The 26,289-nt window shown below is 69.8% G+C and carries 26 protein-coding genes; 12 read left to right on the top strand and 14 right to left on the bottom strand.

Translation table 11 applies throughout. The annotated features are described in order from the left end of the window. Nucleotides 1-35 precede the first annotated feature (35 nt). Together HD596_RS03675 and HD596_RS03670 are read left to right on the top strand one after the other, a co-directional pair. Nucleotides 36-722 carry an alpha/beta fold hydrolase gene (locus HD596_RS03675; RefSeq protein WP_185067881.1) on the top strand — a complete coding sequence of 229 codons (687 nt, stop codon included), beginning with the start codon at nucleotides 36-38 and terminating at the stop codon, nucleotides 720-722. A 52-nt stretch (nucleotides 723-774) separates the two neighbouring features. After that, nucleotides 775-1,974 (top strand): cytochrome P450 family protein, encoded by a 1,200-nt coding sequence (locus HD596_RS03670; protein WP_185067880.1) that lies wholly within the window; start codon nucleotides 775-777, stop codon nucleotides 1,972-1,974. 55 nt (nucleotides 1,975-2,029) lie between these two features. Here the strand turns inward: HD596_RS03670 and HD596_RS03665 are convergent, their stop codons facing one another. From HD596_RS03665 to HD596_RS03630, 8 genes are all read right to left on the bottom strand, one after another. Continuing rightward, a complete protein-coding gene (locus HD596_RS03665) occupies nucleotides 2,030-2,341 on the bottom strand; it encodes a hypothetical protein (RefSeq protein WP_185067879.1) in 312 nt (103 codons plus the stop codon). Continuing rightward, on the bottom strand, nucleotides 2,338-2,556 hold the full coding sequence (locus HD596_RS03660; protein ID WP_185067878.1) for a putative signal transducing protein: 219 nt from the start codon (nucleotides 2,554-2,556) through the stop codon (nucleotides 2,338-2,340). The genes HD596_RS03665 and HD596_RS03660 overlap by 4 nt, the downstream gene beginning before the upstream one ends. 10 nt (nucleotides 2,557-2,566) lie before the next feature. Beyond that, complete coding sequence (locus HD596_RS03655; RefSeq protein ID WP_221519166.1) at nucleotides 2,567-3,223, bottom strand: Bax inhibitor-1/YccA family protein; 657 nt, start codon at nucleotides 3,221-3,223, stop codon at nucleotides 2,567-2,569. Nucleotides 3,224-3,295: 72 nt separating this feature from the next. Then, a complete protein-coding gene (locus HD596_RS03650; RefSeq protein ID WP_185067877.1) occupies nucleotides 3,296-3,847 on the bottom strand; it encodes a DUF308 domain-containing protein in 552 nt (183 codons plus the stop codon). Between the two features lie 32 nt (nucleotides 3,848-3,879). Next, entirely contained in the window at nucleotides 3,880-5,499 is a 1,620-nt protein-coding gene (locus tag HD596_RS03645) for a tannase/feruloyl esterase family alpha/beta hydrolase (protein ID WP_185067876.1), read from the bottom strand. A gap of 86 nt (nucleotides 5,500-5,585) precedes the next feature. After that, the gene (locus HD596_RS03640; RefSeq protein ID WP_185067875.1) at nucleotides 5,586-8,294 is read right to left on the bottom strand and encodes an ATP-binding protein; all 2,709 of its coding nucleotides are present in this window, start codon (nucleotides 8,292-8,294) and stop codon (nucleotides 5,586-5,588) included. A gap of 192 nt (nucleotides 8,295-8,486) precedes the next feature. Continuing rightward, nucleotides 8,487-8,915 carry an Ohr family peroxiredoxin gene (locus tag HD596_RS03635; protein WP_185067874.1) on the bottom strand — a complete coding sequence of 143 codons (429 nt, stop codon included), beginning with the start codon at nucleotides 8,913-8,915 and terminating at the stop codon, nucleotides 8,487-8,489. A 150-nt stretch (nucleotides 8,916-9,065) separates the two neighbouring features. Continuing rightward, nucleotides 9,066-9,518, bottom strand: coding sequence for a nuclear transport factor 2 family protein (locus tag HD596_RS03630; RefSeq protein WP_185067873.1), 453 nt, complete (start codon nucleotides 9,516-9,518; stop codon nucleotides 9,066-9,068). 324 nt (nucleotides 9,519-9,842) lie between these two features. Between HD596_RS03630 and HD596_RS66235 the strand changes: the two genes are divergently transcribed. Both HD596_RS66235 and HD596_RS03625 read left to right on the top strand, forming a co-directional pair. Next, nucleotides 9,843-10,163, top strand: a complete 321-nt coding sequence (locus HD596_RS66235; protein ID WP_512699266.1) for an alpha/beta fold hydrolase — start codon at nucleotides 9,843-9,845, stop codon at nucleotides 10,161-10,163. Beyond that, nucleotides 10,055-10,669: an alpha/beta fold hydrolase gene (locus HD596_RS03625; protein WP_512699265.1), complete on the top strand. Its 615-nt coding sequence runs from the start codon at nucleotides 10,055-10,057 to the stop codon at nucleotides 10,667-10,669. The genes HD596_RS66235 and HD596_RS03625 overlap by 109 nt, the downstream gene beginning before the upstream one ends. A 50-nt stretch (nucleotides 10,670-10,719) precedes the next feature. Here HD596_RS03625 and HD596_RS03620 read toward each other — a convergent pair whose 3' ends face one another. Then, the gene (locus HD596_RS03620) at nucleotides 10,720-13,383 is read right to left on the bottom strand and encodes an ATP-binding protein (protein WP_185067872.1); all 2,664 of its coding nucleotides are present in this window, start codon (nucleotides 13,381-13,383) and stop codon (nucleotides 10,720-10,722) included. A 370-nt stretch (nucleotides 13,384-13,753) separates the two neighbouring features. On the opposite strand from HD596_RS03620, the gene HD596_RS64625 reads away from it, so the two are divergent. The 6 genes from HD596_RS64625 to HD596_RS03595 all read left to right on the top strand — a co-directional run bounded on the left by HD596_RS64625 (nucleotide 13,754) and on the right by HD596_RS03595 (nucleotide 17,227). Further along, entirely contained in the window at nucleotides 13,754-15,187 is a 1,434-nt protein-coding gene (locus HD596_RS64625; RefSeq protein WP_185067871.1) for a dihydrolipoyl dehydrogenase family protein, read from the top strand. Nucleotides 15,188-15,214: 27 nt separating this feature from the next. Further along, the gene (locus HD596_RS03610; RefSeq protein WP_185067870.1) at nucleotides 15,215-15,538 is read left to right on the top strand and encodes a hypothetical protein; all 324 of its coding nucleotides are present in this window, start codon (nucleotides 15,215-15,217) and stop codon (nucleotides 15,536-15,538) included. An 11-nt stretch (nucleotides 15,539-15,549) separates the two neighbouring features. After that, nucleotides 15,550-15,822: a hypothetical protein gene (locus tag HD596_RS03605; protein WP_185067869.1), complete on the top strand. Its 273-nt coding sequence runs from the start codon at nucleotides 15,550-15,552 to the stop codon at nucleotides 15,820-15,822. Between the two features lie 137 nt (nucleotides 15,823-15,959). Next, complete coding sequence (locus HD596_RS60165; protein WP_221519164.1) at nucleotides 15,960-16,466, top strand: alpha/beta hydrolase; 507 nt, start codon at nucleotides 15,960-15,962, stop codon at nucleotides 16,464-16,466. Between the two features lie 28 nt (nucleotides 16,467-16,494). After that, nucleotides 16,495-16,749: an alpha/beta hydrolase gene (locus HD596_RS60160; protein WP_221519163.1), complete on the top strand. Its 255-nt coding sequence runs from the start codon at nucleotides 16,495-16,497 to the stop codon at nucleotides 16,747-16,749. A 4-nt stretch (nucleotides 16,750-16,753) separates the two neighbouring features. Next, nucleotides 16,754-17,227, top strand: coding sequence for a Dps family protein (locus HD596_RS03595; RefSeq protein ID WP_185067868.1), 474 nt, complete (start codon nucleotides 16,754-16,756; stop codon nucleotides 17,225-17,227). A gap of 87 nt (nucleotides 17,228-17,314) precedes the next feature. Here the strand turns inward: HD596_RS03595 and HD596_RS03590 are convergent, their stop codons facing one another. From HD596_RS03590 to HD596_RS03580, 3 genes are all read right to left on the bottom strand, one after another. Then, nucleotides 17,315-20,080, bottom strand: coding sequence for an ATP-binding protein (locus HD596_RS03590; RefSeq protein WP_185067867.1), 2,766 nt, complete (start codon nucleotides 20,078-20,080; stop codon nucleotides 17,315-17,317). Nucleotides 20,081-20,167: 87 nt separating this feature from the next. Continuing rightward, entirely contained in the window at nucleotides 20,168-20,824 is a 657-nt protein-coding gene (locus HD596_RS03585; RefSeq protein ID WP_246555632.1) for an alpha/beta hydrolase, read from the bottom strand. A gap of 121 nt (nucleotides 20,825-20,945) precedes the next feature. Next, on the bottom strand, nucleotides 20,946-21,857 hold the full coding sequence (locus HD596_RS03580) for an SDR family NAD(P)-dependent oxidoreductase (RefSeq protein ID WP_185067865.1): 912 nt from the start codon (nucleotides 21,855-21,857) through the stop codon (nucleotides 20,946-20,948). Nucleotides 21,858-21,917: 60 nt separating this feature from the next. Between HD596_RS03580 and HD596_RS64620 the strand changes: the two genes are divergently transcribed. Beyond that, a complete protein-coding gene (locus HD596_RS64620; RefSeq protein WP_185067864.1) occupies nucleotides 21,918-22,916 on the top strand; it encodes an AraC family transcriptional regulator in 999 nt (332 codons plus the stop codon). 510 nt (nucleotides 22,917-23,426) lie between these two features. After that, nucleotides 23,427-24,185 carry an SDR family NAD(P)-dependent oxidoreductase gene (locus HD596_RS03570; protein ID WP_185067863.1) on the top strand — a complete coding sequence of 253 codons (759 nt, stop codon included), beginning with the start codon at nucleotides 23,427-23,429 and terminating at the stop codon, nucleotides 24,183-24,185. A 396-nt stretch (nucleotides 24,186-24,581) separates the two neighbouring features. On the opposite strand, the gene HD596_RS03565 is transcribed toward HD596_RS03570, so the two are convergent. Together HD596_RS03565 and HD596_RS03560 are read right to left on the bottom strand one after the other, a co-directional pair. Further along, nucleotides 24,582-25,112, bottom strand: coding sequence for a hypothetical protein (locus HD596_RS03565; RefSeq protein WP_185067862.1), 531 nt, complete (start codon nucleotides 25,110-25,112; stop codon nucleotides 24,582-24,584). 189 nt (nucleotides 25,113-25,301) lie between these two features. Next, entirely contained in the window at nucleotides 25,302-26,234 is a 933-nt protein-coding gene (locus HD596_RS03560) for an alpha/beta hydrolase (RefSeq protein ID WP_185067861.1), read from the bottom strand. Nucleotides 26,235-26,289: the final 55 nt, after the last annotated feature.

Genomic DNA, 26,289 nt, shown 5'->3' with positions numbered 1-26,289 from the left:
GGCCGGGTGACATGCGAAAACGGGGGGAGAACGTGATGGACAAGGAGACGCTGGTGCTCGTGCACGGCGCCTGGCACGGACCGTCGTGCTGGGATCGGCTCGTACCCGAGCTGGAAGAACGCGGCTGGCGCACGTCCACGGTGGACCTGCCGAGCACGTCGGGGGATCCACACGCGGGGATGTACGACGACGCGCGGGCCGTACGGGAACATCTGCGTGCCATCGAGGGACCGGTCACCGTGCTCGCGCACTCCTACGGCGGCATCCCCGTCACCGAGGTGGCCGAGACCGTGCCGAACGTGCGGCGGCTCGTCTACCTCGCGGCCCACATGCTGCAGGTGGGGGAGGCGCTGGTCACGCCGCTCGGCGGGCCGTGGTTCCCCCAGGACGCCGAGTTGCTGCCGGCTCCCGAGTCGCCGATCGAGGCGTTGTACCACGACGTACCCGCGCAGTGGGCGCAGGCGGCCGTCGCCAGGCTCAGGCCACAGAGCGCGCGTTCCTTCATCGAGCAGCAGACGCGGGCCTCGTGGCGATCGGTACCTTCCGCGCTCATCGTCTGCGACGATGACCGGAGCATGCCCGAGCTGTTCATCAAGCGGCAGCTCACGATGGCCGGGGCGGTCAGGCACCTGCTGGGGAGCCATTCTCCGTTCCTGTCGCGGCCGGGCGAGCTGGCCGGCGTCATCGACGAGGTGACAGACGCCCTGGCCGCCCGTGGGTAGCGGCGATCGTACGGAGGTCTGGGCGGGCGCCCGCCGAGCTGGAGGGAGGCGAATGTTGCAGTACGGCGAATCGGACCCGGCACTCACCCTCGACCGAGCCTTCTTCCAGGATCCGCACCCGGTCTACCGGCGCGTACGAGAGGAGGGTCCGGTCCGGCCTGCGCTCGCGCACCGACGGCTCAGGGTCTGGCTGGTCACCAGGTACGCCGAGGCCAGGGAACTCCTCAACGACCCCAGGCTGGCCAAGGACAGCGCCAGAGCGATCGAGCTGTTCCCGCCGGGGACCGCGGGCCCGTACGCCTCCTCACTGTCGGCCCACATGCTCAACTCCGACCCGCCCGACCACACGCGCCTGCGCAGGCTGGTGAACAAGGCGTTCACCGCCAGGACGGTGTCGCGGCTGCGCCCGCGCATCGAGCAGATCACCGACGGCCTGCTCGACGACATGGCGCAGGCGGGCGCGTTCGACCTGATGCAGGTGTTCGCCTTCCCCCTGCCGATCGCCGTCATCTGTGAGCTGATCGGCATCCCGGCCTGCGACCACGACGAGTTCAGGACCTGGACCGCGCCCTTCATGGCGGCCTCGTCGGCAGGGGAGATGCGCGAGGCCCACGCGTGGATGCTGGCCTACCTGACCCGCCTCGTCGCCGCCAAGCGGGCCGCACCCGGCGAGGACCTGCTGTCGGAGCTCGTGCACATCTCCGACGAGGGCGACCGGCTGTCGCGGGACGAAGTCGTGTCCATGGCGTTCCTGCTCCTCGTGGCAGGCCACGAGACCACGGTCAACCTGATCGCCAACAGCGTGCTCGCCCTGATCGGCGAGCCCGCCCAGATGGCCACGCTGCGGGCCGACCCCACCCTCCTGCCGGGCGCGGTGGAGGAGTTCCTGCGCTTCGACGGCCCGATCAACATCGCGACCCTGCGCTTCACCACCGAGCCGGTACGCGTCGGCGACGTCGAGATCCCCGCGGACGAGTTCGTCTTCATCTCCCTGCTGGCCGCCAACCGCGACCCGGGCCGCCACCCCGATCCCGACCGGCTCGACGTCACCAGACAGGGCGGCGGACACCTGGCCTTCGGTCACGGCATCCACTACTGCGTGGGCGCGCCGCTGGCCAGGTTGGAGGCGCAGATAGCGATCGGAAGGCTGCTCGGTCGCTTCTCCAGCATCGAGTTGGGCGCTCCCGCCCTGCAATGGCGTGCCAGCACCCTCATCCGTGGGCTGCACACCCTGCCCGTCCGGGTCCGCTGACGCGCCGTCATGCCCTGCTTCGGGCCTACACCTGCCCCTGCGAGCACTGACCGGCTCACTCCGCGCTCAGGGGCTCCAGCAGGAGCCCGTTCCCGGCGTACCGGACGCGGGCGCGATGGCGGTGCCGTTCCGGGCCGGTGCAGTCGGCGACGACCTTGACCGGCCAGTGGCCTGACCGCACGGCCACCGGGCCGAGCGGCCCGCCACAGTTCTCGCATGCCGTGCCCGCGGCGATGACCCCGTAGGCGATCTCGATGAGCCAGTTGTCGGCGTGGGTCGGCTCCGTGCCGTCGAGGACCCAGCCGGTCAGTTCCACCGGCGGGGCGATGTTCGCCATGAGCATCGCCTGGAGAAGGATCCAGTTCATGACGCGCCCGCGCCGTCGACCTCGCCCAGCAGTTCGCGGGCGGCGGCTTCTTGCGAGCGCGCCACCAGTACCCGGACTCCCTGGAGCTGGAGTTGCGGCTCCAGCCCGCCGACGTCATCGGGTGAGACGAGCGCCGTCAGGCCGTTGGCGCGCAGCAGGCCCGCGATCAGCTCCGCCTCGACGCGGCTTTCCGCGATCGCGACGGGGACGCTCACGCTCTCCCCGCTACTCATTGCGCGAGAAGATCTGAGTGAAGAACAGGAACACGTTCAGGACGTCGAGGAAGATCGACGCCGCCAGCAGCGGCGCGCTGTCGATCTCCGTTGACCGGCGCAGCCGCTGGAAGTCGACCATCGTGAGGCCGGCGAAGATCACCAGCCCGAGGATGGAGTAGATCAGGTCACCGCCCGGGATGTCGACGAACACGAGCACAAGGCCGAAGACGATGAGTGCCAGCAACGCCCAGAAACCGATCTTCGCGACGATCGCGAGATCGCGCCGGGTGGCGTATCCGGCGGCCCCGAACCCGGCGACGAACAGCGCGGTGGCCCCGCCCGCCTGCCACAACGCCCGCGGGTCCGCGCCGGCGTACACGGCGAGCACCGGCGCCGTCGCCAGCCCGACCAGCAGACCGAACGCGGCCAGCAGCGCCACCGTCCACGGCTTCGATTTCCGCACGGTGACCTGCATACCGATCAGAGTGCCGAACGCGGCGACGAAGGCGAGAATGCCGAGACCGCCAGGCAGGCCGCGGCCCGCGTAGGCGCCGAGCGCGAACAGCCCGGACGTGGCCGCCACGTATCCCATCGTCTGCGCGAACAGCGTGTGCGTACGGTCGCGCCTGGCGGTTCCCGCCATTCCGAAGCTCAGTGATTCGCTCACGAGCACGTACCCCTTTCTTGAAACTGGACATATGGGCCTTTCACCAGAGCGCGGTGAAGGCCCAGTGAACCGTCAGATGGTCTGCGTGCGCGGTCGGCGGGCGCGCAGGCCCAGCAGCCCGGCCTGGATGATGAAGAACACGCCGCCGCCGGTGGCATAGACCGACAGCACGTCGAGTGAGGCGTCGCCTCCGAGGGCCTGAACGTTGTAGAAGATGCCCACAAGGAACGACAGGCCACCCGCGATCAGCATCGGCCACTGCCTGCCCAGCTCAGGGCCGCGCCGTCGCAGCCCGACCAGCACCTGTGCCGCGCCGGAGACGACGGCCCAGGCACCGAACACGTGCAGCACCGCCGCCGCCCCGCCCGCCCCGGCCAGGCCGACGCCGACGGCGGCCAGGGTGCTGAGCACCCCGTTGAACAGCGTTAGGCGACGCCCCGATCCGTCCGGAAGCGCACGCAGCTCGATCAGCGACGACACCGCGTCGATCAGCGGATAGACGACCAGCAGGATGATCGCGAGGGCGCCGATGGGGGCGTGGGCGGAGGCGAACGCCGCGGCCCACGCCACCGCCAGGACTCCACGGACCAGGTACAGCTTGAGCAGGGGTGACGTCGTGTTCATGCGGGTGCCCTTTCCGGACGGATGGATGGTTGTCAGTGCCGGGCGCAGGAGTGGCTGCCGGCGTCGGCCGGGTCACCGTGGCCGCTGTAGCGGGAGACGAGCGGGTAGCGGCACAGCTCGCGGGTGACGGTCCTGCCGGAGGAGTCCGTCATGGCGGCACTCAGCGTCTGCGGGGTCTTGCCCTGCTCGACCCAGGCGGTCAGAGCGCCGAGCGCGTCCGTGGGCACCGGGCCGGTGCTCGTGGGACCGGCGCAGTGGGCCACGCCCGGAGCCAGGAACAGCCGGTAGAAGTCGTCAACCCGGCCCGAACCGCCCATCAGCTGCTCCACCCGCTCGCGGTAGTCCACGGTGCCCTGGGCGGGAATGAGCTGGTCGGCCTGGCCATGCCAGGTGAGCAGCTTGCCACCGGCCCTGTGGAACGCCGACAGGTCGGGGTCGTCGGTGCCGATGACCGTGTCGTACTCGGCCTGGGACTGCGCGAACAGCTTGGCGAACTCGGCGTAGGTGATCGTCGACAGGTCGTAGGCGGGCTGGCGCTTGAGCCACGTCGCGACCCAGGCGGCAGGGACGGGGAAGGGTGCGCCCACGCGGTTGCCGTCCGCGCCGGGCTGGGTGCCCGCGAGGTCGAAATCGGCTCCGATCGGGACGCCGGACCACAACTTCCTGCCGGACGGCGTGCGGGGGCCGTCCCAGATCTTGGCCACGACGGCGGCGTCGGCGGCGGTGATGGTCTCCTGCGCGCCGTCGCATTCGAGCTTCGTGCCGATGAGGCGGCGCGGGTCGAACGTGCAGGTGGCGGGGTCGCCGATCACCCCGTCCTTGACACCGTCGAGCGGGTCGCAGGCTTTGACGGCGGCCTGGGTGAAGGCCTTGAACTCACAAGGGGCGGGGAAGGTGTTCTCCTGGTTCATCACCACCTGCGGCCACAGGGTCGCGACCTCGAACTCGTCCCAGTTGATCGCCGGAGCGGTGGCCAGGATGCCGTCGAAGTCGCCGGGGTGGCGCTGGGCCTCCATGTAGCCCTGACGGCCGCCGGTCGAGCAGCCGTTCCAGTACGAGTAGGAGACCGGCCTGCCGTAGACCTCGTTGACGACCTGCTTGCCGATCAGCGCCATCTCGTGCTGGGAGCGGTCGGCGAAGTTCTTCAGCAGCTCTCTGTTCACCTCGCCCGCGCTGTTCAGGCCCCAGGCGGTGTCAAGGTAGGTGCCGACACCGGCGTCGGTGGTCGCGGCGGCGTAGCCGCTCTTGATCGCGCCCGCCAGGCCCGCGCCGTAGTCGCCCGCGGCGAAGGCGCTGCCGCCCAGCGCCTGAAACCGGCTGCTCCAGCCCGTCTCGGGCAGCCAGACCTGCACCTTGGCGTGGTCGCCGACGCCCGGATGAGTGATCGTGACCGTGACCTCGCAATGGGCGGGCACGTTCGGGATCTCCGTGACCTCGGTGAACGGGGGCACCGGAGGGATGCTGAGGGTGCCCGCCTCCTTGCTCACCGTCGTCACGGACTCCACCGCTGTGCCCGCCGGGGCATTCACGGAGACGGACGAGCAGGTGAAGGGGGCGGTGGCGAAACCTGCCACGGTGGCCGAGGCCGCTGTGGGCAGGCACGCGGCCACCAGCGGCACTCCTGCCGCGAACATGATCAAAAGACGTTTCATGAGGTTCCTCTCGCTCGGCTGTCGCGATGAGGTCCCACTGTCGTCCCCGGCTGGAACCCGGCACATCAGTCAGTTGACGGTCAGCATCACTCCGTCTTGAGGACGCGGGCGAGATCGGCCCGGGAGCTGACCCCCAGCTTGGGGAAGATCCGGTGCAGGTGGGTGCCGACCGTGCGGTGGGAAAGGTACAGACGTTGCCCGATCTCCCGGTTCGTCAGCCCCTCAGCGGCCAGGTGCGCGATGTTCAGCTCGTGCGGGGTGAGCCTGTCCCGCGCGTCCGGGTTCCGATTCGGGCTGGATTCTCCCGCACCGCGCAGCTCCCGTCGGGCACGCTCGCTCCACGCGGCCATGCCGAGCGCGTCGAAGGTCTCCCTGGCCGCGCGCAGATGTGCCCGGGATTCCACGGCCCGGCGCCGCCGACGCAACCACTCGCCGAACGCCAGTCGCAGGCGTCCGCGTTCGGCGGGCCAACCGGTCAGATCCGCCCGCAGCGCGGCCGTGAACAGCCTCTCCGCCTCCTCGTTCGGGGCGAGCACCGCGCGCGCGTAGCGCAGCCCGATGTGCAGGGCCGGTGACGGCGTCGACGCGGCCAGCGGATCCAGCTCGCGCAGGAGGTCGCGCATGGCGTCGCTGCGGCCGGCACGAACGGCGGCCTCGGTGAGCTCGGCTAGACAGTACGTACGAAGGGCCAGCTGGTAGGCGGGGTCGGCGGGGTCGAGCATCCTGCTCAGGGCGGCGAACGCGTCGTCGAAGCGCTCCTCGCCCAAGGCCGTGAGCCCGCGTGCGAGCTGGACGGTCGCCAGGACCGGACGGGCACCGGCGGGAAGTGCGACCCGTTCGGCCTCGTCGGCGAGCGCCGCGGCCCGGCCGTGGTCGCCCGTCAAGGCGGCGATCTCCGCCTGGACGGCCGTGGCCAGCCCGTATATGAACGGCTGCCCGGTCTCCTGGGCGAGCTTGGCCGCCTCCGCCGCTACCGGGAGAGCCGTGGCCAGGTCGCCGAGCCGGGCCTGGCTCCAGGCCTGGACGGCCAGTGCCCGGGGGAGCAGCCCGAGCCTCCCCTGGGCGCGCAGGCCGGGCACGGCCGCCGTGGCGAAGTGGGCGGCCAGGTCGAACGCCCCGACCTGCAGGGCCGCGCTGCCCAGGTAGCGATCGATCTCCGGGGCGGTCCCTGCCGCTCCGGCCAACGCGCGCAGCCGTACGAGCGTGAGGTCGCCTCGCTCGAACGGCGCGACGTACGCCGTGATCGCGACCATGCGCGGGTCGTCGGCGGGGACGGGCAGCCGGTCGGCCACCTCCAGCAGCGCGCGGCGCGCGGACGTACCCGGTTCGGACCAGAAGCAGCGCATGGCGGCGCCCCACAGGATCCTGACCGCCGGCTCCACCTCCCCGTCGGCGGCCACCGACGCGGCAAGCCCGCCCAGCTCAGCCACGCGGGAGACGTCCTCGCGCACGCCGTCCTCGAAGCCGCTGAGCAGCCAGGCGGCGGTGGCCCGGCCGTGCGGCGGGAGGCCGAGCGCCTGCGCGTCGCGCACCAGACGCTCGGCGGTCGCGCGGCTGCCGGACTCGACCGCGAGCTCGGCCGCGCTCAGCAACCTGAACGCCTTCCTGCCCCGCCCCTCGCTCAGCCGGGCCGCCTGCTCCAGCGCCGCGATCGCGGCGGCGACCCCGCCCCGGTGCCGGGCCCGGTCGGCCGTGCGGTCCAGCGCGTCCGCCACCTTCTCGTCGGCTCCTGGCGTCGCGGCGGCCTGGTGCCAGGCCCGCCGGTCAGGCTGGTCATGCAGCGTCTCGGCGAGAGCCAGGTGGGCCTGCCGGCGTTCGGCGAACGTCGAAGCCGCCGCGACGGCCGAGCGCACCAGAGGGTGACGGAACGCCACCGCGTCGATGGCCAGCTCGATCAAAGCGACCTCGGCTGCCGGCGCGAGGATCTCCGGCTCGGCCGCCGACCCCAGGATCAGGCTGGTGGCCGCGAGCGTCTCCGCGACTGAATCGCGCTGACCGAGCGCCGCGACCAGCAGGGCGGTGCGGGCCGGAGCGGGAAGGCCGGTGACCCGGGCGATGAAGGCCCGCTCAAGACGCGCGCTCAGCGGCAGCACCGCGCCCGGGGGATCGACGGCCAAAAGGGTCGCGGGCAGCTCGGTCAGCGCCAGCGGGTTTCCTGCGGCCTCCGCCAGCAGCCGCGCCCGGACCTCTGGAGAAAGGCCGGGAGAGATCGAGTCCAGGAGCTCGGTGGCGGCCTCGTGGGAGAGCCGGTCGAGGGGCATCGGGGTCAGCCCGGCGTCCTGCAGGTGCGAGGGTTCGCCGTCCCGGAGTGTCGCGATCATGAGGACGGGCTCGCACTCGATCCTGCGCGCCACGAAGGCGAGGACGTCGGCGCTGGCGCGATCGAGCCAGTGCACGTCGTCGGCGACGACCAGCACCGGCCGTACAGCTGCCGCCTCGGCCAGCAGGCTCAGCGTGGCGAGCCCCACCAGGTAGACGCTGGGCGCGGCCGTTTCCGCGAGGCCCAATGCGCAGGCCAGGGCGTCACGCTGCGGCGCAGGCAGTGCGCTCAGGCCCGCCGGGATCGGGTACAACAATTGCTGCAACCCGGCGTAGGCGAGGTGCTGCTCGGGCGCGACGCCGGTCGCCGTCAGCACGCGCACATCCGCAGCCCTCGCCACGGCGACGGCCTCCTTCACCAGGGCGGACTTCCCGATTCCCGCCTCCCCCCGAAGGAGCACGCCGCTGCCGTCTCCGGGGTGGCCGATGAGCCCGGCCAGAGCCCGCAGCTCGGCTTCCCGCCCGAACAGCGGCACAGGTCTGCCCCCTCCCTAGCTCGGCTGATGTCCATGGGCGACACACGGGCATCGCCCGCCTTCGTTTCACCAAACCTGAGCGAAGCAGGCGAGGGCGACGGCCAGCACGAGCACGGCTACCGACAGAACTTTCACGAGTTCGGCTCCCTTCCGTGATGAAGCCCGCGGGGCGGCGGGTCAGGCGGCGGCGGGTCAGGCAGCGGCGGTCGCCCGGATGGTGACCGGAATGTTGCCGCGGGTGGCCTTGGAGTAAGGGCAGATCTGGTGGGCGGCCGCGCCGAGTTCCTCGGCGGTCTGCTGGTCCACGCCGCCCAGTTCGAGGTTGAGCACGGCGGCGAGGCCGAACTCGCCGTCGTCGCCGTGGTTCAGTGTCGACTCAACCGTGATGCTCGTGCTGGTGAGCCGCACCTTGCGTGCCGCGGCCGCCCTTCTCACCGCGCCGAGGAAGCAGGCGCCCCAGCCGGCGGCGAAGAGCTGCTCGGGGTTGGTGGCGTCCCCGGCCCCGCCGAACTCCTTGGGGATGGCGAGCTTGGTGTCGAGGAGCCCGTCGGCGGCCGAGACGTGGCCTCCGTTGCGGCCCTCTCCTGTCACGGTGACGACGGCGGTGTAGCTGGCAGCCATGGTTGTTCCCTTTCCCTTCCGGATGAGCACCCATTTGTGGGCGTCACCTATTTAACTGGTGACGATGCTGGCATCTCTGTTCATCACCTGTCAAGGTGGTGACGAAGGCATGGGTGCGCAGCACTACCTGATGCCGTTTCCTGGAGGAGGCTAGGAGCGCAAATGGCGGCTGGCATCGCCGACCAGGTGGATCCGGACATGGCGTTCCGCGAACCGCCAGCGTCCGTCGTGGCGCTTGAAACGGTCGCTGTAGCGTCCCGCGGCAACGGGCTGCAGCGGAAAATCGGGCAGGGACTGAAACACGGTGACGTAGGAACGCGCAGCGGCGGTTCCTGCCTCCTCATCAATGTCGACGGCGAGGTTGGTCGTGACGTGGTGGGTGCGCGGCGTGCCGTCCTCGTAGAGGATCACGGTGTCGCGGAGCATCTTCTCGACGGCCTCCCGGCCAAGGACCGGTGCGCCACTGCCGACGAACACCCCGTCGGCAAACAGTTTGCCAACCCCGACGAAGTCTCCGGTGTCGACCAGTTCGGCATACTTGGCGATCAGATTTGTGATGGCGGTCGTATCTCGGCTGACCCCGGATATTGGGTGATTTGACATGCGTACGACCCTAGGCGCGGGTCGTACGGGAAACGTTGACGACGCGTATGCACCCGTGTCCGCGCAGGCTGCGAACGGGCCTCCCAGACGGCCCTCGCCGGGCGGCGCACCACCCCTGAGCGGCGCTGTTGTGCGTATACGCATCGTCAACCGTTCGTATGCGGGCGTGATTGGAGTCCGGCGGTCCACGTGGAGTCATCTGACGCCGGTCGGGGAGTCGGGTTCGACAGTCGTTTGACCGACGCGGCGGCGTGCGGGCCGAGGCCAGGATCGGGGAGGCCGAGCAACGTCCGGTCACTCCATACGAGCGAAAGGTGACCGATCATGCCGTTCATCACCTTCAAGGACGGGACACAGAAGTTCTACAAGGACTGGGGTTCCGGCCGCCCCGTCGTCTTCTCCCACGGCTGGCCGTTGAACGCCGACGCCTGGGATGGCCAGGCCCATCTGATCGCCACTCACGGGTTCCGAGCGATCACCCACGACCGCCGAGGGCACGGCCGGGCCGGTCCACCCAGACATGGGGCGGGAACACCATGGATCAGTACGCCGACGACCTCGCCGACCTGCTGGAGCAGCTGGATGTTCGCGACGCCGTCCTGGTCGGCCACTCGACCGGCGGCGGCGAGGTGGTGCGCTATCTGAGCCGTCACGGCGCTGGACGGGTGGCCAAGGCGGTCCTGCTCGGTGCCGTGCCGCCACTGCTGCTCAAGACGGCCGCCAACCCCGAGGGCACCCCGATGGACCTGTTCGACGGGATCCGAGCGGGTGTGGCGGCGGATCGGTCGCAGTTCTACTACGACCTGAGCGAGGCGTTCTACGGGTTCAACCGCCCCGGCGCGAGCGTGTCGGAGGGCAAGCGCCGGGAGTTCTGGCTCCAGGGCATGGCCGCGGGGTTGCCGGCGGCGCTGGACTGCGTCAAGCAGTTCTCCGAGACGGACTTCACCGCCGAGCTGCCGAAGATCGACATCCCGGTGCTGGTCGTGCACGGTGAGGACGACCAGATCGTGCCGATCGCGGCGTCGGCGCTCAAGACGGTCGAGCTGCTGCCGCAGGCGACGTTGAAGGTCGTCCCGCAAGCCCCGCACGGTCTGGTCGGCGCGTTTGAGGAGGCGTTCAACCGAGAACTGCTGGAGTTCGTGAAGAGCTGAACGTCCGTACACGCCATGTCGCCCCTGGCCCGAGGTCGCGCTCCGGCACATCAGTCCACCGACGCCGTGACACGGCCGGGGCGGTTCATGGCGTCTCGGAGGGCCGCGCGGGTGGTGACACCCAGTTTGGGGAAGATCCGGTACAGATGGGAGCTGACGGTACGCGGTGACAGGCGTAGCCGTGCGCCGATCTGCTTGTTGGTGAGGCCGCTGGCGGCGAGGTCGGCGATTCGTCGTTCCTGCCAGGTCAGCGACGTGTCCGGGGTGGAGACCTGCGCTGCTGCTCCGATGATCCGCAGTTCGGTGCCGGCCCGCTCGGCCCATGCGGCGGCGCCGAGCCGTTCGAAGGTCTCGGCGGCGTGCGTGAGGAGCGTCTGGGCGGCGGTGCGTTCGCGGGTGTGGCGCAGGCGGATCCCATGGGCCAGCTGGATCCGTGCCGTTTCGAACGGGAACCGCGCGGCCGCCGGATGGGATGCGGCCCGCGCGAACATTTCGGCGGCCTCCCTCTCGGAGCCCGCGGTCATCCCGAGCGCCCCGTAGCAGGTCAGGGCGAGGCGCGGGGAGAGGTCGGCGAAGCCAGCGTCGCGGGCGGCGAGGGCGTGGCGGCGAGCCTGTTCGGTGCGGCCGGTGTGCAGGGCCGCCTCGATGAGGTCGAGGAGGGTCCGTGATGCCTGGCCGCAGTAGGGCCGGAACGTACCCGGTGTCGTGATGTGGACGGCGTGGCGGTACGCGGCCTCGTAGTCGCCCGCGCTCAACGCGGCCGTCACGGCGATGGAGTCGGCGAGGCCGGTGATGTAACCGATCCCGCGGGGCCTGGCCCAGGCGTCGATCTCCGCCCGCGTCTCCAGGGCCTGGGCGATCTGGCCGCGCAGCGCCGCGAGCTGCGCCAGCTGGGCGCGGGTCTGATGGGCGAGCAGGTGACTGCCGTGCTCTATCTCCAGGGCCAGAGCCCGCTGTCCAGTCTGTACGGCGGCGTCCCAGTCGCCGGACCCCATTTGATCCAGCATGATCATGATCAGCATGAGGATGCCGCTGAACATCGTGCCCGTCGCCAGTTCGCGGTCCACGACGCGTTCCAGATGAGGCCGGTACTGACTGACGAGGTCGAGGTGGTAGGCGGCGGTGGCCAGGCGGGTGACATCCCAGGGCTCCCGGTCGGGCAGGTTCGCCGCGATCCGCTCCAGGGGTCCGGCCCAGCCGCGCCCGTGCAGGACCACGTCGCTCCAGGTGTTGCTGTAGATCTGGATCTGCTCGGTGACGGGGTCGCCGAGGGACGCGAGTTTCTTGTGAGCCTCGTTCCACAGAACGGGGTCGGCGGCGTATTGGTCGATGGCGAGCAGGAGAACTTGCAGGCGGGTGAGGGTCTCGGAGGGCTCGCCGTCCAGGCTGTCGATCGCCGTCATCACCTGTCGGTGGGCGGAGCGCACGTCACCGTCCTCGAAGAACGCCCGGTGGATGGCGTTGACGGTCGCGTCCGGCCCGGAGGTGAGAGGAACCGGGGAAAGCTCGGTGCCGGGCCGGGCCGCGTATCCGGACAGGAACGTCGCGTAGCTGAGGCGCCGGGCCCGTTCCGCGGCGTCCTCGCTCAGCTCGGCGGCACGGGTCAGCCAGCCGACGGCGGTGATGGCGCCGCCACGGCGGATCGCCGAATCGGCCGCGGCCTCCAGGGCACGGGCGATCTCCTCGTCGGGCGCGACACAGGCCGCGGCCAGATGTATCGCACGTCGTTCGAGGTCGTCCCGGTGGACGTCCGCGAGCGCGCGATGCGCCGCCCGGCACTGCTCGGGGGTCGCCATCTGTACGACACTCGACCGAACCAGCGGGTGCCGGAAGGTGACGTCCCCGGTGATCGGTTCGGCGTCCAGCAGTCCGCACGCCACCGCCTCGTCGACGTTCCGCATCCGGTGGCGCGGTTTCGACCCGCCGTCGCCCGGCCGGGTCCCGACACCGTCGAGCGCGCCCATCAACAGCTCCGCGCGGGCCGGGTCGCTGAGCGCGGCGATGCGGGAGCCGTACAGGTGGTGCAGTCTGCGCGGGAGACCCGCGTCCCCGGCCTGGGACGGTAGTTCCAGCAGCGCGAGGGGATTGCCGAGGGCCTGGTCCAGCACCCATCGGCGCACCCGCTCGTCCAGGGCGGGGTGGTGCTGGTCGAGCAGGCGCACCGCGTTCTCGTCGGTGAGCGGGCCGACCGGCAGCTCGGGCAGCACCGCCATGTCGAACCGGGAGACGACCTCGTCCCGTACGGCGACCAACAGCTTCACAGGGACGCTCCCGATTCGGCGTCCGACGAAGCCGAAGACGTCGGCGCTGAAATCGTCGAGCCAGTGGCCGTCATCGAGGATCACCAGCAGAGGACGTCGCGTGGCGATGTCCGACAGCAGTTCGAGCACCGCGATGCCGAGCGTCATCAACGAGGGAAAGTCGTCGGCTTGCCGCCCGGCGACCGCGTCGAGCACCGCGCGGCTGTCGTCGTGCAGCGGGAGCAATTGGTAGAGCAACTGGTGCAGCCCGGAATAGGGCAGTTCGGACTCGACCTCGACCCCGGTGATCCGGCTCACGAGGTGGCCGTCCCGGACGGCCAGCTCCGTCGCTTCCTCGAGCAGAGCACTCTTGCCCACTCCTGCCTCGCCCCGCACGACGAGCACCCGGCCGGCAGTGGACTTCACCATTCCGGAGATTTCCGCTTGTTCACGATCCCTACCGATGATCGCCATCGCTATCTCCCGTTCTCCTCCCTGGCCTGCCTGGTGATCAGCTTTGCCCAGCAGGAGCCCTCGGAGCCCCAGGGAGTGTCCCTGGGCTGCTCCCCGGGGGGCACGGGCGCGCACAATCTGACGCCCGGTCGTTCTGGCGATCGTCTGAGTCACCGTCAGATGACGGATGTGCGCGGCCGGGTCACAGCCGAAGGTGGGAGCGTCCGCACCGCTTACTCGGAAGGCGAACTCCATGAACAACTTCTCCACGGCCAGTTCGCCGCTGACGTCCCGCCCGGCGTGCAGCGCTGATGGCCGCTGCCGCGCCGCCCGCTGAGGAACGTCATGGAAGGGCGGACCACCGCCTTCCCCGTCCACTTTTGGAGATCCTGTGCGCATTTTCGACGTCGTCGTCATCGGCGCCGGACCGGTCGGCGAGAACGTCGCCGACCGGACGGCCGCCGCCGGGCTGAACACCGTCGTCGTGGAAGCCGAACTGGTCGGCGGAGAATGCTCCTACTGGGCATGCGAACCCAGCAAAGCGCTGCTACGACCGGTACTGCTGCACGCCGAGGCACGCGGCATGCCCGGCATCGACCCTGGCCCGCTGGACGTCGAAGCCGTCCTGCGGCATCGCGACCGAATGTCCGGCGGCTGGAACGACCAGCCTCAGGCGCAATGGCTGGAGCGGGCGGGCATCACTCTGGTCCGCGGGCACGGACGGCTGTCCGGGCCACGGATCGTGGAGGTGACCGGTGCCGACGGCGCGATCCTGCGGTTGTCGGCCCGGCACGCCGTGGCCGTATGCACAGGAACCCGAGCCGCCCTCCCGCCGCTGCCGGACCTCGCCGCCCTGCGGCCCTGGACCAGCCGTGAAGCCACCAGCGCCACCCGGGTCCCGCCACGGCTGGCCATCGTAGGCGGGGGAGTCGTCGCCGTTGAGATGGCCACCGCCTGGCAAGCCCTCGGCTCGCAGGTCACCCTCCTCGTCCGGGAATCCGGGCTGCTTCCCCGGATGGAACGTTTCGCCGCCGACCTGGTCACCGACGCGCTCCATGCCTCGGGCGTGGACCTGCGGCTCGACACGACCGTCACCGCCGCGACCCGTGCCACTGACATCCGCCTCACGTTGTCCGACGGACAGGTGCTTCACGCCGATGAACTCCTGCTGGCGACCGGCCGCGCTCCCCGCACCGACGATCTCGGCCTGGAGACCGTCGGCCTGCGCCCCGGTACCTGGCTGCCGAGCGACGACACCTACACCGTGTCAGGCGTCACCGGCGATTGGCTGTATGCCGTGGGCGACGTCAACCAGCGCGCTCTGCTCACTCACCAGGGCAAATACCAAGCGAGGATCGCCGGTACGGTCATCGCCGACCGCGCACGCAACCATCCCCTCGACTACAGCCCGTGGAGCCGCCACAGCGGAACCGCCGACCATGTCGCCGTCCCCCAGGTCCTCTTCACCGACCCCGAGATCGCCTTCGTCGGCCTCACCGCCGCCGACGCCGAGCGTACGGGCAGGGATGTCGACATCGTCGACTACGACCTCGGCCTCGTCGCAGGCGCCCACCAGCACAGCCCAGGCTATCGGGGCCACGCCCGCATCCTGCTCGACCCCGCCAGTGGCACCATCGTGGGCGCGACCTTCGTCGGCCGTGGCGTCGCCGAACTCCTCCAGTCCGCGACGTTCGCCATCACCGGCGAGATCCCGCTGGACCGCCTCTGGCACGCCGTCCCGCCCTTCCCGACGATCAGCGAGGTCTGGCTCCGCCTTCTCGAGACCTACCGGGACACCGCCGTACCCCTGCGCAGCGGGCGCTGATGCCGCGTCAGAAAAGCGAGCCCGAACATGGAATGGTTCTTCCTGCCATGGAGCCTCATGGCCTACCTGACCGTAGGCTTCGACCCGACCGGCTGGCACGGGACCGAACAGCACTGGTACGAGCCTCCAGGACCCGCGGAGAAATGGCTGATCGAGACCGTCTACGAGACGGTCGCTGCCGAAACCCGCTGCACGAGATGCGGCGCTCCCCTGGAGCGTCCCCGTCTCCGGGCGGACGCCTGGCCCGTCCGGGTCGCCACCCGCTGCCGGAGCACCGCCCGCCACCGCCACCGCGCCGACGTCTTTCGCACCCCGGACGGCCTCCACACCGACCCTCTCACCCGCGCCTGACTGGAGCCCCCATGAAAGTGATCTTCGACTCCGTTCACGACCTGGCCGACGCCCTGCGCCGCGCCGCTGAGGCCCACGTCTCCGACTCCGGCCCGGACCTCGGTTCCGACTGGCCCGTCTGGTACGCCCACCACATGGCCGCCTTCAACAGCTTCGGTCGCTTCACCCGTCTCCCCGAGCGAGTCCGGCTGGAGGCCACGATCGCCACCCACCCAGCGGCTCCTCCACCCGACCCCGACGGCGGGCACGACTTCGTCCTCTGCTACGCGTCTCCGGACTTGTGACCCTCGACCCGCCGGACACCGTGTCCGGATCACCGACGCGCGGGAAACGCCGTCATCTGACTGATGTCGGTCGTGGCACCGCGGAGCACAGTGGGTGCGCAAAGGACGCAAGCCATTCGAAGGAGCTGAGAGATCTCATGGCCAGGATCGACGTCGCTTTCCTCAGCGGCGGCATCCGCATCGCCGCGCATCTGTACACCCCCGACACCCCGGCAGCAGGGCCGTGGCCTGCGCTCGTCGTCGGCCATCCCGGCACCGGAGTAAAGGAGCAGACTTCTGGCACGTACGCACAGCTGATGGCCGAGCGTGGATTCATCACCCTGGCCTTCGACGCCGCGTACCAGGGCGAATCCGACGGGCTGCCCCGCGGCCTGGAGGATCCCGCACAACGGGTGGAGGATTTCAAGGCGGCCGTCTCCTACCTCACCACACTTGACGAGGTCGTGCCGGAGCGGATCGGCCTGCTCGGCATCTGCGCCTCCGGCGGCTACTCGCTGGCCGCCACCGGCGGCGACCACCGCGTCAGAGCTGTGGCCACAGTTTCCCGACACTGCCGAACAGGCCGGCGCGCTCGGCGGCGCGCACGGCATCGAGGGCTTCGAGTACTACTGCACCCCGCGCGGCGAACACGAACGTTCCGCTAAAACGCTGGCCTGGGAGAGCATCGACAAGATGGCCTCCAGCGACGCCTTCCACGCCGTCCCCTTGATCGGCAGTCGACCCCTTCTCCAGATCATCGGTGAGCGCGCCGTCACGGCCTGGATGGCCATCGAGGCGCACCAGCGCGCCGTCGGCCCCAAGGAGATCTACTGGATCAAAGAGGCCAGCCACGTTGACCTCTACGACAAGAAGGAGTACATCGACCTCGCGGTCGACAGGCTCACTGACTTCTTCACCACGAGTCTGACCACGACGGCGCGGGTCTGACACCATGACCATCATCACCGGCCCGCTGCCGGAGCAGGACAGCCGGGCAGTGGGAGCCGCCCTGCAGGCGACCCTCGTCGACCTGCTGGACCTGTCCCTGATGGCCAAGCAGGCGCACTGGAACCTGTACGGCGCGCGTTTCCGTTCCCTCCACCTCCAACTCGACGAGGTCGTCACCACCGCACGCGACTACGCCGACACGGTGGCCGAACGCGCCGCCGCGCTGGGGATCAGCCCGGACGGGCGGGCCGCCACGATCGCCGGCACCAGCGGTGTGCCCACCTTCCCACCAGGCTGGGCGAGGGACGCGGACGTCATCGAGGCCCTGGTGCTGACGTTCTCCGCAGTCATCGACGGTGTACGGGCACGCATCGGCGAGATCTCCTCGGTGGACGCCGTCACCGAGGACCTGCTGATCGGCCTGACGGCCGAACTGGAGAAACAGAGCTGGATGTTCCAGGCCGAGAACCGGCTCTGACCACACCGAGAGACCGACACATCCAACCGTTGCGCCCGGTGCCACACCCGAGAGCCTGGGTGCGAACCGGCAGGGTGAGTTTCGGATCTAGCGGTCCGGCAGATCGCCGTTCTGGTTCAGGGCGGCGGCGAGCTGGCGGCGGGAGGTGATGCCGAGTTTTCCGTAGACCTTCCGCAGGTGCCACTCGACGGTGCGAGCGCTGAGGAACAGCTGAGCGCCGATCTCCGGATTCGTGAGGCCTTCGGACGCGAGGCGTACGATCAACGTTTCCTGAGCTGTGAGGGCGCTCTCGCTCTCCACCGCGCTTTGCCGGACCCGTTCGCCTGTCGCCAGCAGTTCGCGGCGGGTGCGTTCGGCGAACGCCCTCATCCCCAGATCGGTGAACATCTCGTGAGCGATCTTCAAGTGTCGCCGGGCGTCCACGCGGCGGTTGTCCCGGCGAAGCCACTCGCCGTAGAGCAGGTGCGCCCGGCCCAACTCGGGCCGCAGCGGGGTCCGGCCGAGCCGGTCGACGGCCTCCACATAGTGCCGCTCGGCGACGTCTCCGGCGCTGAGCAGCGCGCGCGAACGGGCTTCCAGGCCGAGCCCCACATCTGTACCGCCGGCCGTCGTCGACTCGGCCAGCCGGGCGAGGGCCGCTTCGGCGGCCCCGACGTCCCCGGTACGGGCGGCGGCTTCGACCAGTTCGGGCAGCGACCACAGAGCGACGAACAAGTCGGAGGAACTCTCGCTCGACTCGACGGCGGCGGCCAGTGCCTCCTGGTAGCGGCCGAGCCCGTTGTAGAGAACCGCTGCCACCCAGTTCGCGTACGTCACGCTCAATCCCTGACCGGTCACCTGCGTCTCGGCGATCATCGAGCGGAGGAGCGGGACGGCCTTCTCCTCGTCGCCGCGCAGGCAGGCGAGCATCGTCGGGCCGAAGGCGGCCGCGGGCGCCCCGGTCGCCTCGCAGATCGTCTCGGCCTCGGCGAACATGGCCGCGGACGTCGCGAACTCGCCTGACCAGGTGGTCACGGTCCCCAGCGTGGCCAGCACGATGGGCATCAGGTCGAACGCGCCCACCGTCCTCAGCACCTTCAGCTCCCGATCGAGCAGGAAGCGCCAGTTGGTGAAGTCCCAGCTGCCGATGGCGGCGGCGTGCGCGAACCAGCCCCAGCGCAGTACCTCGTCGGGGGTGAGGGAGGCGTCGACGATCGCGCTCACCGCTCTGCGCAGGACCGGTGCCGCGGCGGCCGGGCCCTCCACGATCACTCGCGCCAGCGCGTCGAGGACGAGTTCGGCCTCATCCGGGTGTGCCGACACCGGCAGGCGGCGGGCCGCCTGGGACACGTCCGCCAGGCTTCCGCCGTTCGCGAGGTCACCCGCGAACATCGCGGCCATCCACGCTTTCAAATAGGTCTCGCGAGCCAGGTCGAGGTCGAGCGGTTCAAGTCGCTTGGCCGCCTTCAGCAGCAGTGGCGGGGCATCCTTGCCCAGTCCGGAGGTGAAGGCGACATTTCCGCGCAGCAAGTCCGCGCGGGCACTCTGCAGCTCCGTCAGCGGTTCCGCCTGCACGATCGCGAGCAGTTCGAGTACGCGATCGTAGGAGCCGGCCTGCAGGTTGGCCTGCGCGGCGGCGAGCATGCGGTCGCTCCGGCGCGCCGGGTCGACGGTCAGGGCGGCGGCCTGCTCCAGGAACGCTGCCGCCGCGTTGGGTCCGCCACGGGCTTGAGCCCTGCTCGCGGAGCGTTCGAGGTCGGCCGCGGCGTCTTCGTCCGGCCCGTCCGTGGACTGCGCTCGGTGCCATGCCCGGCGATCCGGATCGGCGACCGGATCGGTCGACTCCGCCAGCGCTCGATGGACGGCACGCCGCTGTTCGGCCGTCGCCGACCGGTAGGCGGCCCTTCGGAGCAGCGGATGCCGGAAGCTGATCCGATGCCCGAAGTCGGCGAGTCCCGACTCCGTCGCGGGCCGGGCCGCCACGTGCGAGATCCCGAGGAGGCCCGCGGCCCGCCAGATCAGCTTCGCCTCGCCCGAGGGCTCGGCCGAAGCCAGGCAGATCAGCAGCCTGGTGTCACCGGGCAGCGCATCCAGCTGCCGGGCGAAACTCTCCTCGATCCGTCCCGACAGCGGAGCCGTTCCAGGAAATCCGAATCCGCCGGCCAGTTCCTCCCTGGACATCGTCCGCGGCAGCTCCAACAACGCCAGCGGATTGCCCCGTGTCTCGGCCACGATCTGATCCCGTACCCGCAGGTCGAGCGGCCCGGTCAGCGCGGTGGCCAGCAGTTCGTGCGCGTGCTGATCGGCCAGCCCGTCGATGCGCAGCTCAGGAACTCCGGCCACCTCGTCGGTCGGAGTTCGCGCCCCGAACACCATGCCGATCGGGTCGGCCCCGAGCCTGCGCGCGACGAAGCCGAGTGCCTGCGCCGACGCCCGGTCCAGCCAGTGCAGATCATCTGCCACGCAGAGCAGCGGCTGCTCCCTGGAGACCTCCGACAGGAGGCTGAGGACGGCCATCCCCACCATGAACCGTGCAGGAGGCGGACCCTCCGCCAACCCGAACGCGGTCCGCAAGGCCAGCTGCTGCGGCTTGGGCAGCACCTCCACCCGCTCCAGCAGCGGGCCGCACAGTTGGTGCAGCCCGGCGAAGGCCAGCTCCATCTCCGACTGCATGCCCGACACCCGCAGCACCCTGAATCCGCGCGCCCTGGCCGCCATATCGTCGAGCAGTGCTGTCTTGCCGAGCCCCGCGTCCCCGCTCAGGACGAGGGCCCGTCCCTTACCCTCGCGAACGGCATTGAGAAATCCGAGGAGAGTTTCCCGCTCACCGATCCGGTTGACCAACCCGGCGGGCGCGCCTTTCAAACTCGGCATCACCAACACATCCTTTCACCAGCGCGGATGATGCCACGAGCGCAAAGGTATCGGCAATTTCTCGCTGGTGGCCGGGAGCCAGGGAGTTCAGGCCCGCCGTACGATCTCGTCGATGAGGGCGGCCAGCCGGCGTGGCTGGGACAGGAACGGCGAATGACCGCCGGGGAGCCGGTGGATCTCGGCTGCTTGGGCCGCCATCTGCTCCTGCAGTGCGGGGGGGATGGCCTTGTCCTGCTCCGTGATGATGTAAGTGGATGGAACGCTCCGCCAGGCGGCTGCGTCGACCTTCTCCGCGAACGATCGGAGGGTCTGGTTGACCAGCTTGCTCACCGCCTGCTCGGCCTCCGCGTCGGGCAGATCGCCGTAGAGCGAGACACGCGGTTCGTCGCCGAGCGGGAACAGGCCGCTTGTGTCTTCGGGGTCGGGGAGGCCGTGGATGGCGTACATCGACTGTCCCTTGTCCGGCATGTAGGCGGCGAGGTAGATCAGCCGATCAACATTGCTCGCTCCGGCGGCGGCCTCGGTGATCGGGATGCCCCCGTAGGAGTGCCCGAGCAGCACGACCGGTCCTGCGACCGACGCCAGTTCCGCGGCCAGTACGGCGGCGTCATCATGCATGCCTGCGGTGGGATGTTCACCGGCGCTCGGGAGCCCCGGCGTGCGCGTGTCATAGCCGAGAGCGTGCAACTCGGCCTCAAGCCGCGCCCAACTGCTCGGCTGGTGCCAGGCGCCGTGGACAAGCATCACAGTAGTCATGAAGGGTGGCTCCAATTCTCATTCGATATGACGGCCGCTTTGAGGGGTGCGTGCCGAGATGGAGGCGATCGGCGAGCGCGGCTGGACGTGCCGGTGACGACGCTTCGGTTCAGTGGCCCGCTGTCGCTGTGAGCGCGTAGGCCCAGAGACGGTCAGCGGCGTCCGGGTCCACCGACCAGGTGGCCACACCCGCGCTCGCGCCCGTACCGCCCCGCACCACCTCGGCCTCCTGGTTCTCAGAGGAGAAGAACCGGCCCGTCACGCCGTCCAGCAGCGGCGACCCGGCGAGCAGCACCGAGGTGGCGGCACCCTGCTCCGGGGTCTTGTAGTAATCGGGGGTCACCAGGTTCCCCTCGTCGTCCATCGCGCCCGCTGCTCGCATGGTGTCCTTGTCGAGGTGCCGCTGCAGGTTGGTGTGGATGTATCCGGGCTCGAGCGCGTTCGCGGTGATTCCGTCGGTGGCCCAACGCCGGGCGGCGCCGACCGCGAGCAGCACGTCGGCCGTCTTCGACTGCGCGTACGCGACCCACGGATCGTACGGGCGGCGCTCGAAATGCGGATCGTCGAAGTCGAACGGGGCCCGCAGCTGAGCGCCCGAACTCACCATGACAACCCGCGCGTCGCCGGCCTGCCGCAAGTTCTCCCGCAGACCGGTGATCAGTGCGAAGTGCCCGAGAAAGTTCGTCGCCAGCTGCAACTCCCAGCCGTTGGCGGCGACCTGGCGGGCAGGCAGAGCCATGATCCCGGCGTTCGCCACGATCACGTGCACCGGCCCGCTCCAATCGTCGACGAACGCGCGCACCGAGCCGGGATCGCTCAGGTCCAAGGCTCGCCGGCCGCCGGTCGGGTGGCGGGTGGCGACAGTGACCTCGGCCCCCGCACCCCGCAGCGCCCGTACGGTCTCCAGGCCGATCCCGGAGGCTCCGCCGGTGACGATGATCCGCCGCCCGGTGAGGTCGACTCCGGTGAGGATCTCGTAGGCGGTGGTCTTGGCGTTGAACGGGGTGGATATACGTGTCATGACAGCAACGGTAAGGAGCGGCGTTTGGACTTGGAATGCTCCATGGTCCAACATAGTTGAGTGAGCGTCCAGCAAACCGATCCCCTCGAAGACATCCTCGCCCTCGTCGGCACGACCAGCCGCCTGTCCGTCAGGCTGGTGGCCGGCGGTGAGTGGGCGCTGTCGTACGAGCCGCCATCGGCGGTCAAGTTCGTCGCGGTGCGCCGCGGCGGCTGCCTGCTCGGCGTCGACGGCGTACCGGAGCCGATCGAGCTGGCCGAGGGCGACTGCTTCCTGCTCACCCGGCCACGCGCCTTCACCATGGCCAGCCGTCCAGGGCTGCGGCCGGTCCCGGCCGGCCCGATCTTCGCGTCGGCCACCGACGGCGTTGCCCGGGTGGGGACCGGCGAGGACGCGGTCTTCATCGGCGGCCGGTTCGACTTCGGCGAGCGGGCGCGCGAACTGCTGCTCGACGTGCTGCCGCCAGTGATCCATGTGCCCGGCCGCACCACCGAGGCCGCGACCGTACGCTGGGCGCTTGAGCAGATCGACGCGGAGCTGCGCGATCAGTCGCTGGCCTCGACACTGGTCACTGAGCACCTCGCCTTGATCATGCTGATCCACCTGCTGCGCCTGCACCTGGCCGTCGCCGGGGCAAGCGCGGCGTCCGGCTGGCTGGCCGGGCTCACCGACCCGATCGTGGCCCCGGCGCTCCAGGCCATGCACGCACGTCCGGCCCACACCTGGACGGTGGCGGAACTGGCCGAGATCGCGGCGGTGTCCAGGTCGACACTCGCGGCCCGCTTCAAGCAGTCCGTCGGGCAGAGTCCGCTGGACTACCTGACCTGCTGGCGGATCGAACTGGCCACCGACCGCCTGCGCCGTGGCGATGACACGGTGGCGACGATCGCCCGCATGGTCGGGTACGGCTCGGAGAGCACACTGAGCAACGCGTTCAAGCGGGTCACCGGCGCGTCCCCGCGCGAGTACCGCCGCCGGATCAGAACGGCGCGTGGTGGTCAGAGTGCGCACAGGGCTGGTCCGGCCTTGGCGCGCACGGGCTCCATCTCAGAGTCTTGATTCGGATGCGGAGCGCCCCCTCCCATTAGGATCTCCGCATCGGGTCCGACGAGTCGTTTCGCGACGTCTGTGACGTTGCGGGGCTCGGCGCGGGACTGGATGGCGCTCCCCGGCGAACCAGAAGACCCCTGGCGGTGAGTCGCCTGTCCAGAGTTCTGATGGTTGCGGGTCTCGATGAGCTTGGGCATCAGAGCCGCTCAGCGTGTCAGGGGCAGCGCGCCTGCCTTCGATTCTGGCAGATGTGACTCACCGTCAAATGACTGATGTGCCCGATCGGCCCGGCATACCAGAGTGAGGCTCGGCCCTGGCACCGCAGGGCCTCGGCTTTCGAAGACTTTGACATGAACGGGCGTACTTACGCAAAAACCCTCCGCAGCCACGTGGAATGCGGTCGTGTCCGAGATCGCTCCGGCACGCACCCGTCCTTCGCCCTGCTGCGGCACGTCTGTTATGGCCGAGCGGAAGCCGACAGAACGCGCGATCAGCGATCACTCAAGGGGGAACCCCATCATGAGCAGCGACAAGAAGGTTGCAGTCATCACCGGCGGCGCGACCGGCATCGGCAAGGAGACCGCGAACCTGCTGGTGGCGGATGGTGTGCACGTCGTCCTGAGCGGGCGACGTGAGGACGTCGGCAAGCAGGCAGTCATGGAGCTGACCAAGGACGGCGGCAGCGCGTCGTTCGTGGTCGCGGACATGGACTCGCCGGAGAGCGTCACTGCCCTGTTCGACTCCGTCCTGTCCGAGCACGGCCGCCTGGACTACGCGGTCAACAACGCCGGCCTGGCCCACGAGACGGTGGCGATCGCCGACGCGGACCCGGTGAAGTTCCAGGAGATGCTGTCGACGAACGTGATGGGCCTGTTTCTGTGCCTGCAGCGCGAGATCAAGGAGATGCTCGCCAGCGGACGCGGGGGCGCCATCGTCAACCTCGCCTCCATCGCGGGCCTCAACGGCATCCCGTGGAGCGGTCCGTATGCGGCCACCAAGCACGCGGTCGTCGGTCTGACCAAGACCGCAGGTCTTGAATACTCCTCCCAGGGCGTGCGCGTGAACGCGGTGGCCCCCGGCGCGATCAAGACCGACATCATCGCGCGAGCCATCACGCTCGGCCAGTACGACGAGGAGACCATCATCGCCATGCACCCGATGGGTCGCATGGGCCGGCCGCAGGAGATCGCCGAGGGCATCCACTGGCTGCTGTCCGACAAGGCGTCGTTCGTGGCCGGCGCGATCCTGAACATCGACGGCGGCTTCCAGGCGAAGTGACCCACGCGCACACCGGCCCGCATGCCGACACACCACTCCATGCGGGCCGGTGCCGGGCCCGCCACGGGTCTGTACGGCCGTCGGCGCAACTCTCGATCATGGGTCAGAGCCGCGCAAGATGGATCTGTTGCTTTCAGTCCCGGGGACACAATGTCATCACCAAGGGGAACTTCCGGGAACGCCTTTTAGGCGAGACCGATACTCCAAATCCGATCAAATCGGAATGGTCAAGGCCACGCAATCACGTCGTCGGTTGCTCGATGGTTGCTCTTCGGCTAACGGCACCCCGAAACACCAAGCGACATTTTTGGACATTCCTGGCACGGACATTTCTGTACGGAGTGACGCGTCGGGCACTTTGCGTAAGCGCCCGACACGAGAGCCACTGACTCTTAATCAGCGGGTCCGAAGTTCGAGTCCCTGGCGGCGCACCGCACGGAAACCCCAGTTCAGGATCCTGAGCTGGGGTTTCTCGATTTTCGACCTCGGTTGCTCGCCGAATGCTCTTCGGTACGGTTTCGGCACGTGGCCGGCGTTCCGGGGCCCGGTGCGGGCCGGTTCGAAGCGCCAGACCCCTAAGACGTTCAATGGAAGGCCAAGCCGGACGGTGTGGTGGGCGTGCTCGGGCGGGATGCGCTTTCCTTGCGGTAAAGGGATGGCCAAGCTGAGCGGTGATCCCCGCCTCCGGGGCGAGGGCGGTGACCAAAAGGGCGGGGCCGGCGTAACGGTGTAGCGGGAGAGGGCGGCCGTCACCTTCGCTTCGTCCACTTCGGACGGAAGGGTGACGGTGGCGAGCACGGTTCCGTCCTCGATCACCGCGTCGACGGTCACCCCGTCGAACGGGGCGAGCTCCTCGGCGAGTCGCGTCGCGCGCAGCGCGAGCTTGTACGGCTTGCCGACGTCGGTCACGGGCAGCGCGTCGAGCACGGTGACGGCCTTCGGCGCGGCGGCGCGCTGGGGTACCCGGTCGGCGGCCCGACCGAGCAGGTCGTCCTCGGTCGCCGTGGCGCCGGGAGCGAGGCGTCACGTAGGCGACGGGCACCTCGCCGGCGCGCTCGTCGGGGCGGCCGGCCGCGCCAGCCGCGGCTGCTGACGGGCATGCGGCTACAGCCGGTGTCACGGTGAGCCGGCGAGTGCGTCGGCCAGTGCCTTGGCCTGCCGTTGCCAGAATGTCCGGGAGATTTCGGCCTTGTGGAGTACCTTGTCGAAGGCGTGGAAGGCGCCGGGAACGATGTGCAGTTCGCAGGGAACGCCACTGTCGTTGAGCCGGCGGGCGTAGTCGACGTCTTCGTCGTGGAATAGGTCGAGGGTTCCGACGCCGATCCAGGCCGGTGGCAGGCCGGACAGGTCCTCGCGGCGGGCCGCGGCCGCGTACGGGGAGACGTCCGGGCCTGCGACGGCGGCGCCCAGGTAGGCAGACCAGGCGTAGCGGTTGCTTTTGGCGGTCCACAGGCGCAGGTCGCGGGTGTTGATGTCGGCTCGGGTCGTCGTGCGGTCGTCCAGCATCGGATAGACGAGCAGTTGGAACACGGGCCGGATCTCGGCGCGGTCGTGGGCGAGCAGTGCGAGGGCGGCGGTGATTCCCCCGCCGGCGCTGGCTCCGCCGATGGCGATGCGGCTGATGTCGATGTGCAGTTCGTCCGCGTGGGCGGTCAGTCCGCGCAGCGCGGCGTAGGCGTCCTCGACCGCGGCCGGCGCGGGACTGGCCGGGGCCAGGCGATAGCGCACGGCGGCGACGGTGATGCCGAGCCGGCGGGCGAAGGCGATGTTCGTCCGGTCGTCCAGCTCGGGGGCACCGAAGATGAACCCGCCTCCGTGTGTCCAGAGCAGTGCGGGAGCCGGCGTGGCCAATCCGGCCGGCTGGAACACGCGGAGCGACACCGGCGGCGCGCCTGCCGGTCCGGGCACTACCAGCTCCCTGACTGTCACGTCCGGTCCGGGATGGGCCGGACGCGGCCTTATCCTGCGCATGATGCGTGCTGATCGGGGACCGGTGGAAATGCGGGGGATGAAGCGGGCCAGCGCGAGGTCGGGGTGGAAGGTGTTCATGGATTCCTCTTGCTCTGTTCCGTGATCGCGCTGGGTCACCAGGTGACCGGCAGCT

The sequence above is a fragment of the Nonomuraea jabiensis genome (genome assembly GCF_014204795.1).
Lineage (GTDB): Bacteria > Actinomycetota > Actinomycetes > Streptosporangiales > Streptosporangiaceae > Nonomuraea > Nonomuraea jabiensis.
Note: the sequence above shows the minus strand (reverse complement) of the source record. Positions and strands in the feature narration are given on the sequence as shown.

Excerpts from the sequence above, each read along its gene's own strand:
- HD596_RS03610 (WP_185067870.1), top strand. The coding sequence starts at position 15,215 with ATGGAATGGTTCTTCCTGCCATGGAGCCTCATGGCCTACCTGACCGTA.
- HD596_RS03560 (WP_185067861.1), bottom strand. The coding sequence starts at position 26,234 with ATGAACACCTTCCACCCCGACCTCGCGCTGGCCCGCTTCATCCCCCGC.
- HD596_RS03605 (WP_185067869.1), top strand. The coding sequence starts at position 15,550 with ATGAAAGTGATCTTCGACTCCGTTCACGACCTGGCCGACGCCCTGCGC.
- HD596_RS03675 (WP_185067881.1), top strand. The coding sequence starts at position 36 with ATGGACAAGGAGACGCTGGTGCTCGTGCACGGCGCCTGGCACGGACCG.
- HD596_RS03630 (WP_185067873.1), bottom strand. The coding sequence starts at position 9,518 with ATGTCAAATCACCCAATATCCGGGGTCAGCCGAGATACGACCGCCATC.
- HD596_RS03590 (WP_185067867.1), bottom strand. The coding sequence starts at position 20,080 with ATGCCGAGTTTGAAAGGCGCGCCCGCCGGGTTGGTCAACCGGATCGGT.
- HD596_RS03625 (WP_512699265.1), top strand. The coding sequence starts at position 10,055 with ATGGATCAGTACGCCGACGACCTCGCCGACCTGCTGGAGCAGCTGGAT.
- HD596_RS03635 (WP_185067874.1), bottom strand. The coding sequence starts at position 8,915 with ATGGCTGCCAGCTACACCGCCGTCGTCACCGTGACAGGAGAGGGCCGC.
- HD596_RS03580 (WP_185067865.1), bottom strand. The coding sequence starts at position 21,857 with ATGACACGTATATCCACCCCGTTCAACGCCAAGACCACCGCCTACGAG.
- HD596_RS66235 (WP_512699266.1), top strand. The coding sequence starts at position 9,843 with ATGCCGTTCATCACCTTCAAGGACGGGACACAGAAGTTCTACAAGGAC.
- HD596_RS60160 (WP_221519163.1), top strand. The coding sequence starts at position 16,495 with ATGGCCTCCAGCGACGCCTTCCACGCCGTCCCCTTGATCGGCAGTCGA.
- HD596_RS03645 (WP_185067876.1), bottom strand. The coding sequence starts at position 5,499 with ATGAAACGTCTTTTGATCATGTTCGCGGCAGGAGTGCCGCTGGTGGCC.
- HD596_RS03670 (WP_185067880.1), top strand. The coding sequence starts at position 775 with ATGTTGCAGTACGGCGAATCGGACCCGGCACTCACCCTCGACCGAGCC.
- HD596_RS03585 (WP_246555632.1), bottom strand. The coding sequence starts at position 20,824 with ATGCTTGTCCACGGCGCCTGGCACCAGCCGAGCAGTTGGGCGCGGCTT.
- HD596_RS03595 (WP_185067868.1), top strand. The coding sequence starts at position 16,754 with ATGACCATCATCACCGGCCCGCTGCCGGAGCAGGACAGCCGGGCAGTG.
- HD596_RS03570 (WP_185067863.1), top strand. The coding sequence starts at position 23,427 with ATGAGCAGCGACAAGAAGGTTGCAGTCATCACCGGCGGCGCGACCGGC.
- HD596_RS60165 (WP_221519164.1), top strand. The coding sequence starts at position 15,960 with ATGGCCAGGATCGACGTCGCTTTCCTCAGCGGCGGCATCCGCATCGCC.
- HD596_RS03650 (WP_185067877.1), bottom strand. The coding sequence starts at position 3,847 with ATGAACACGACGTCACCCCTGCTCAAGCTGTACCTGGTCCGTGGAGTC.
- HD596_RS03665 (WP_185067879.1), bottom strand. The coding sequence starts at position 2,341 with ATGAACTGGATCCTTCTCCAGGCGATGCTCATGGCGAACATCGCCCCG.
- HD596_RS03620 (WP_185067872.1), bottom strand. The coding sequence starts at position 13,383 with ATGGCGATCATCGGTAGGGATCGTGAACAAGCGGAAATCTCCGGAATG.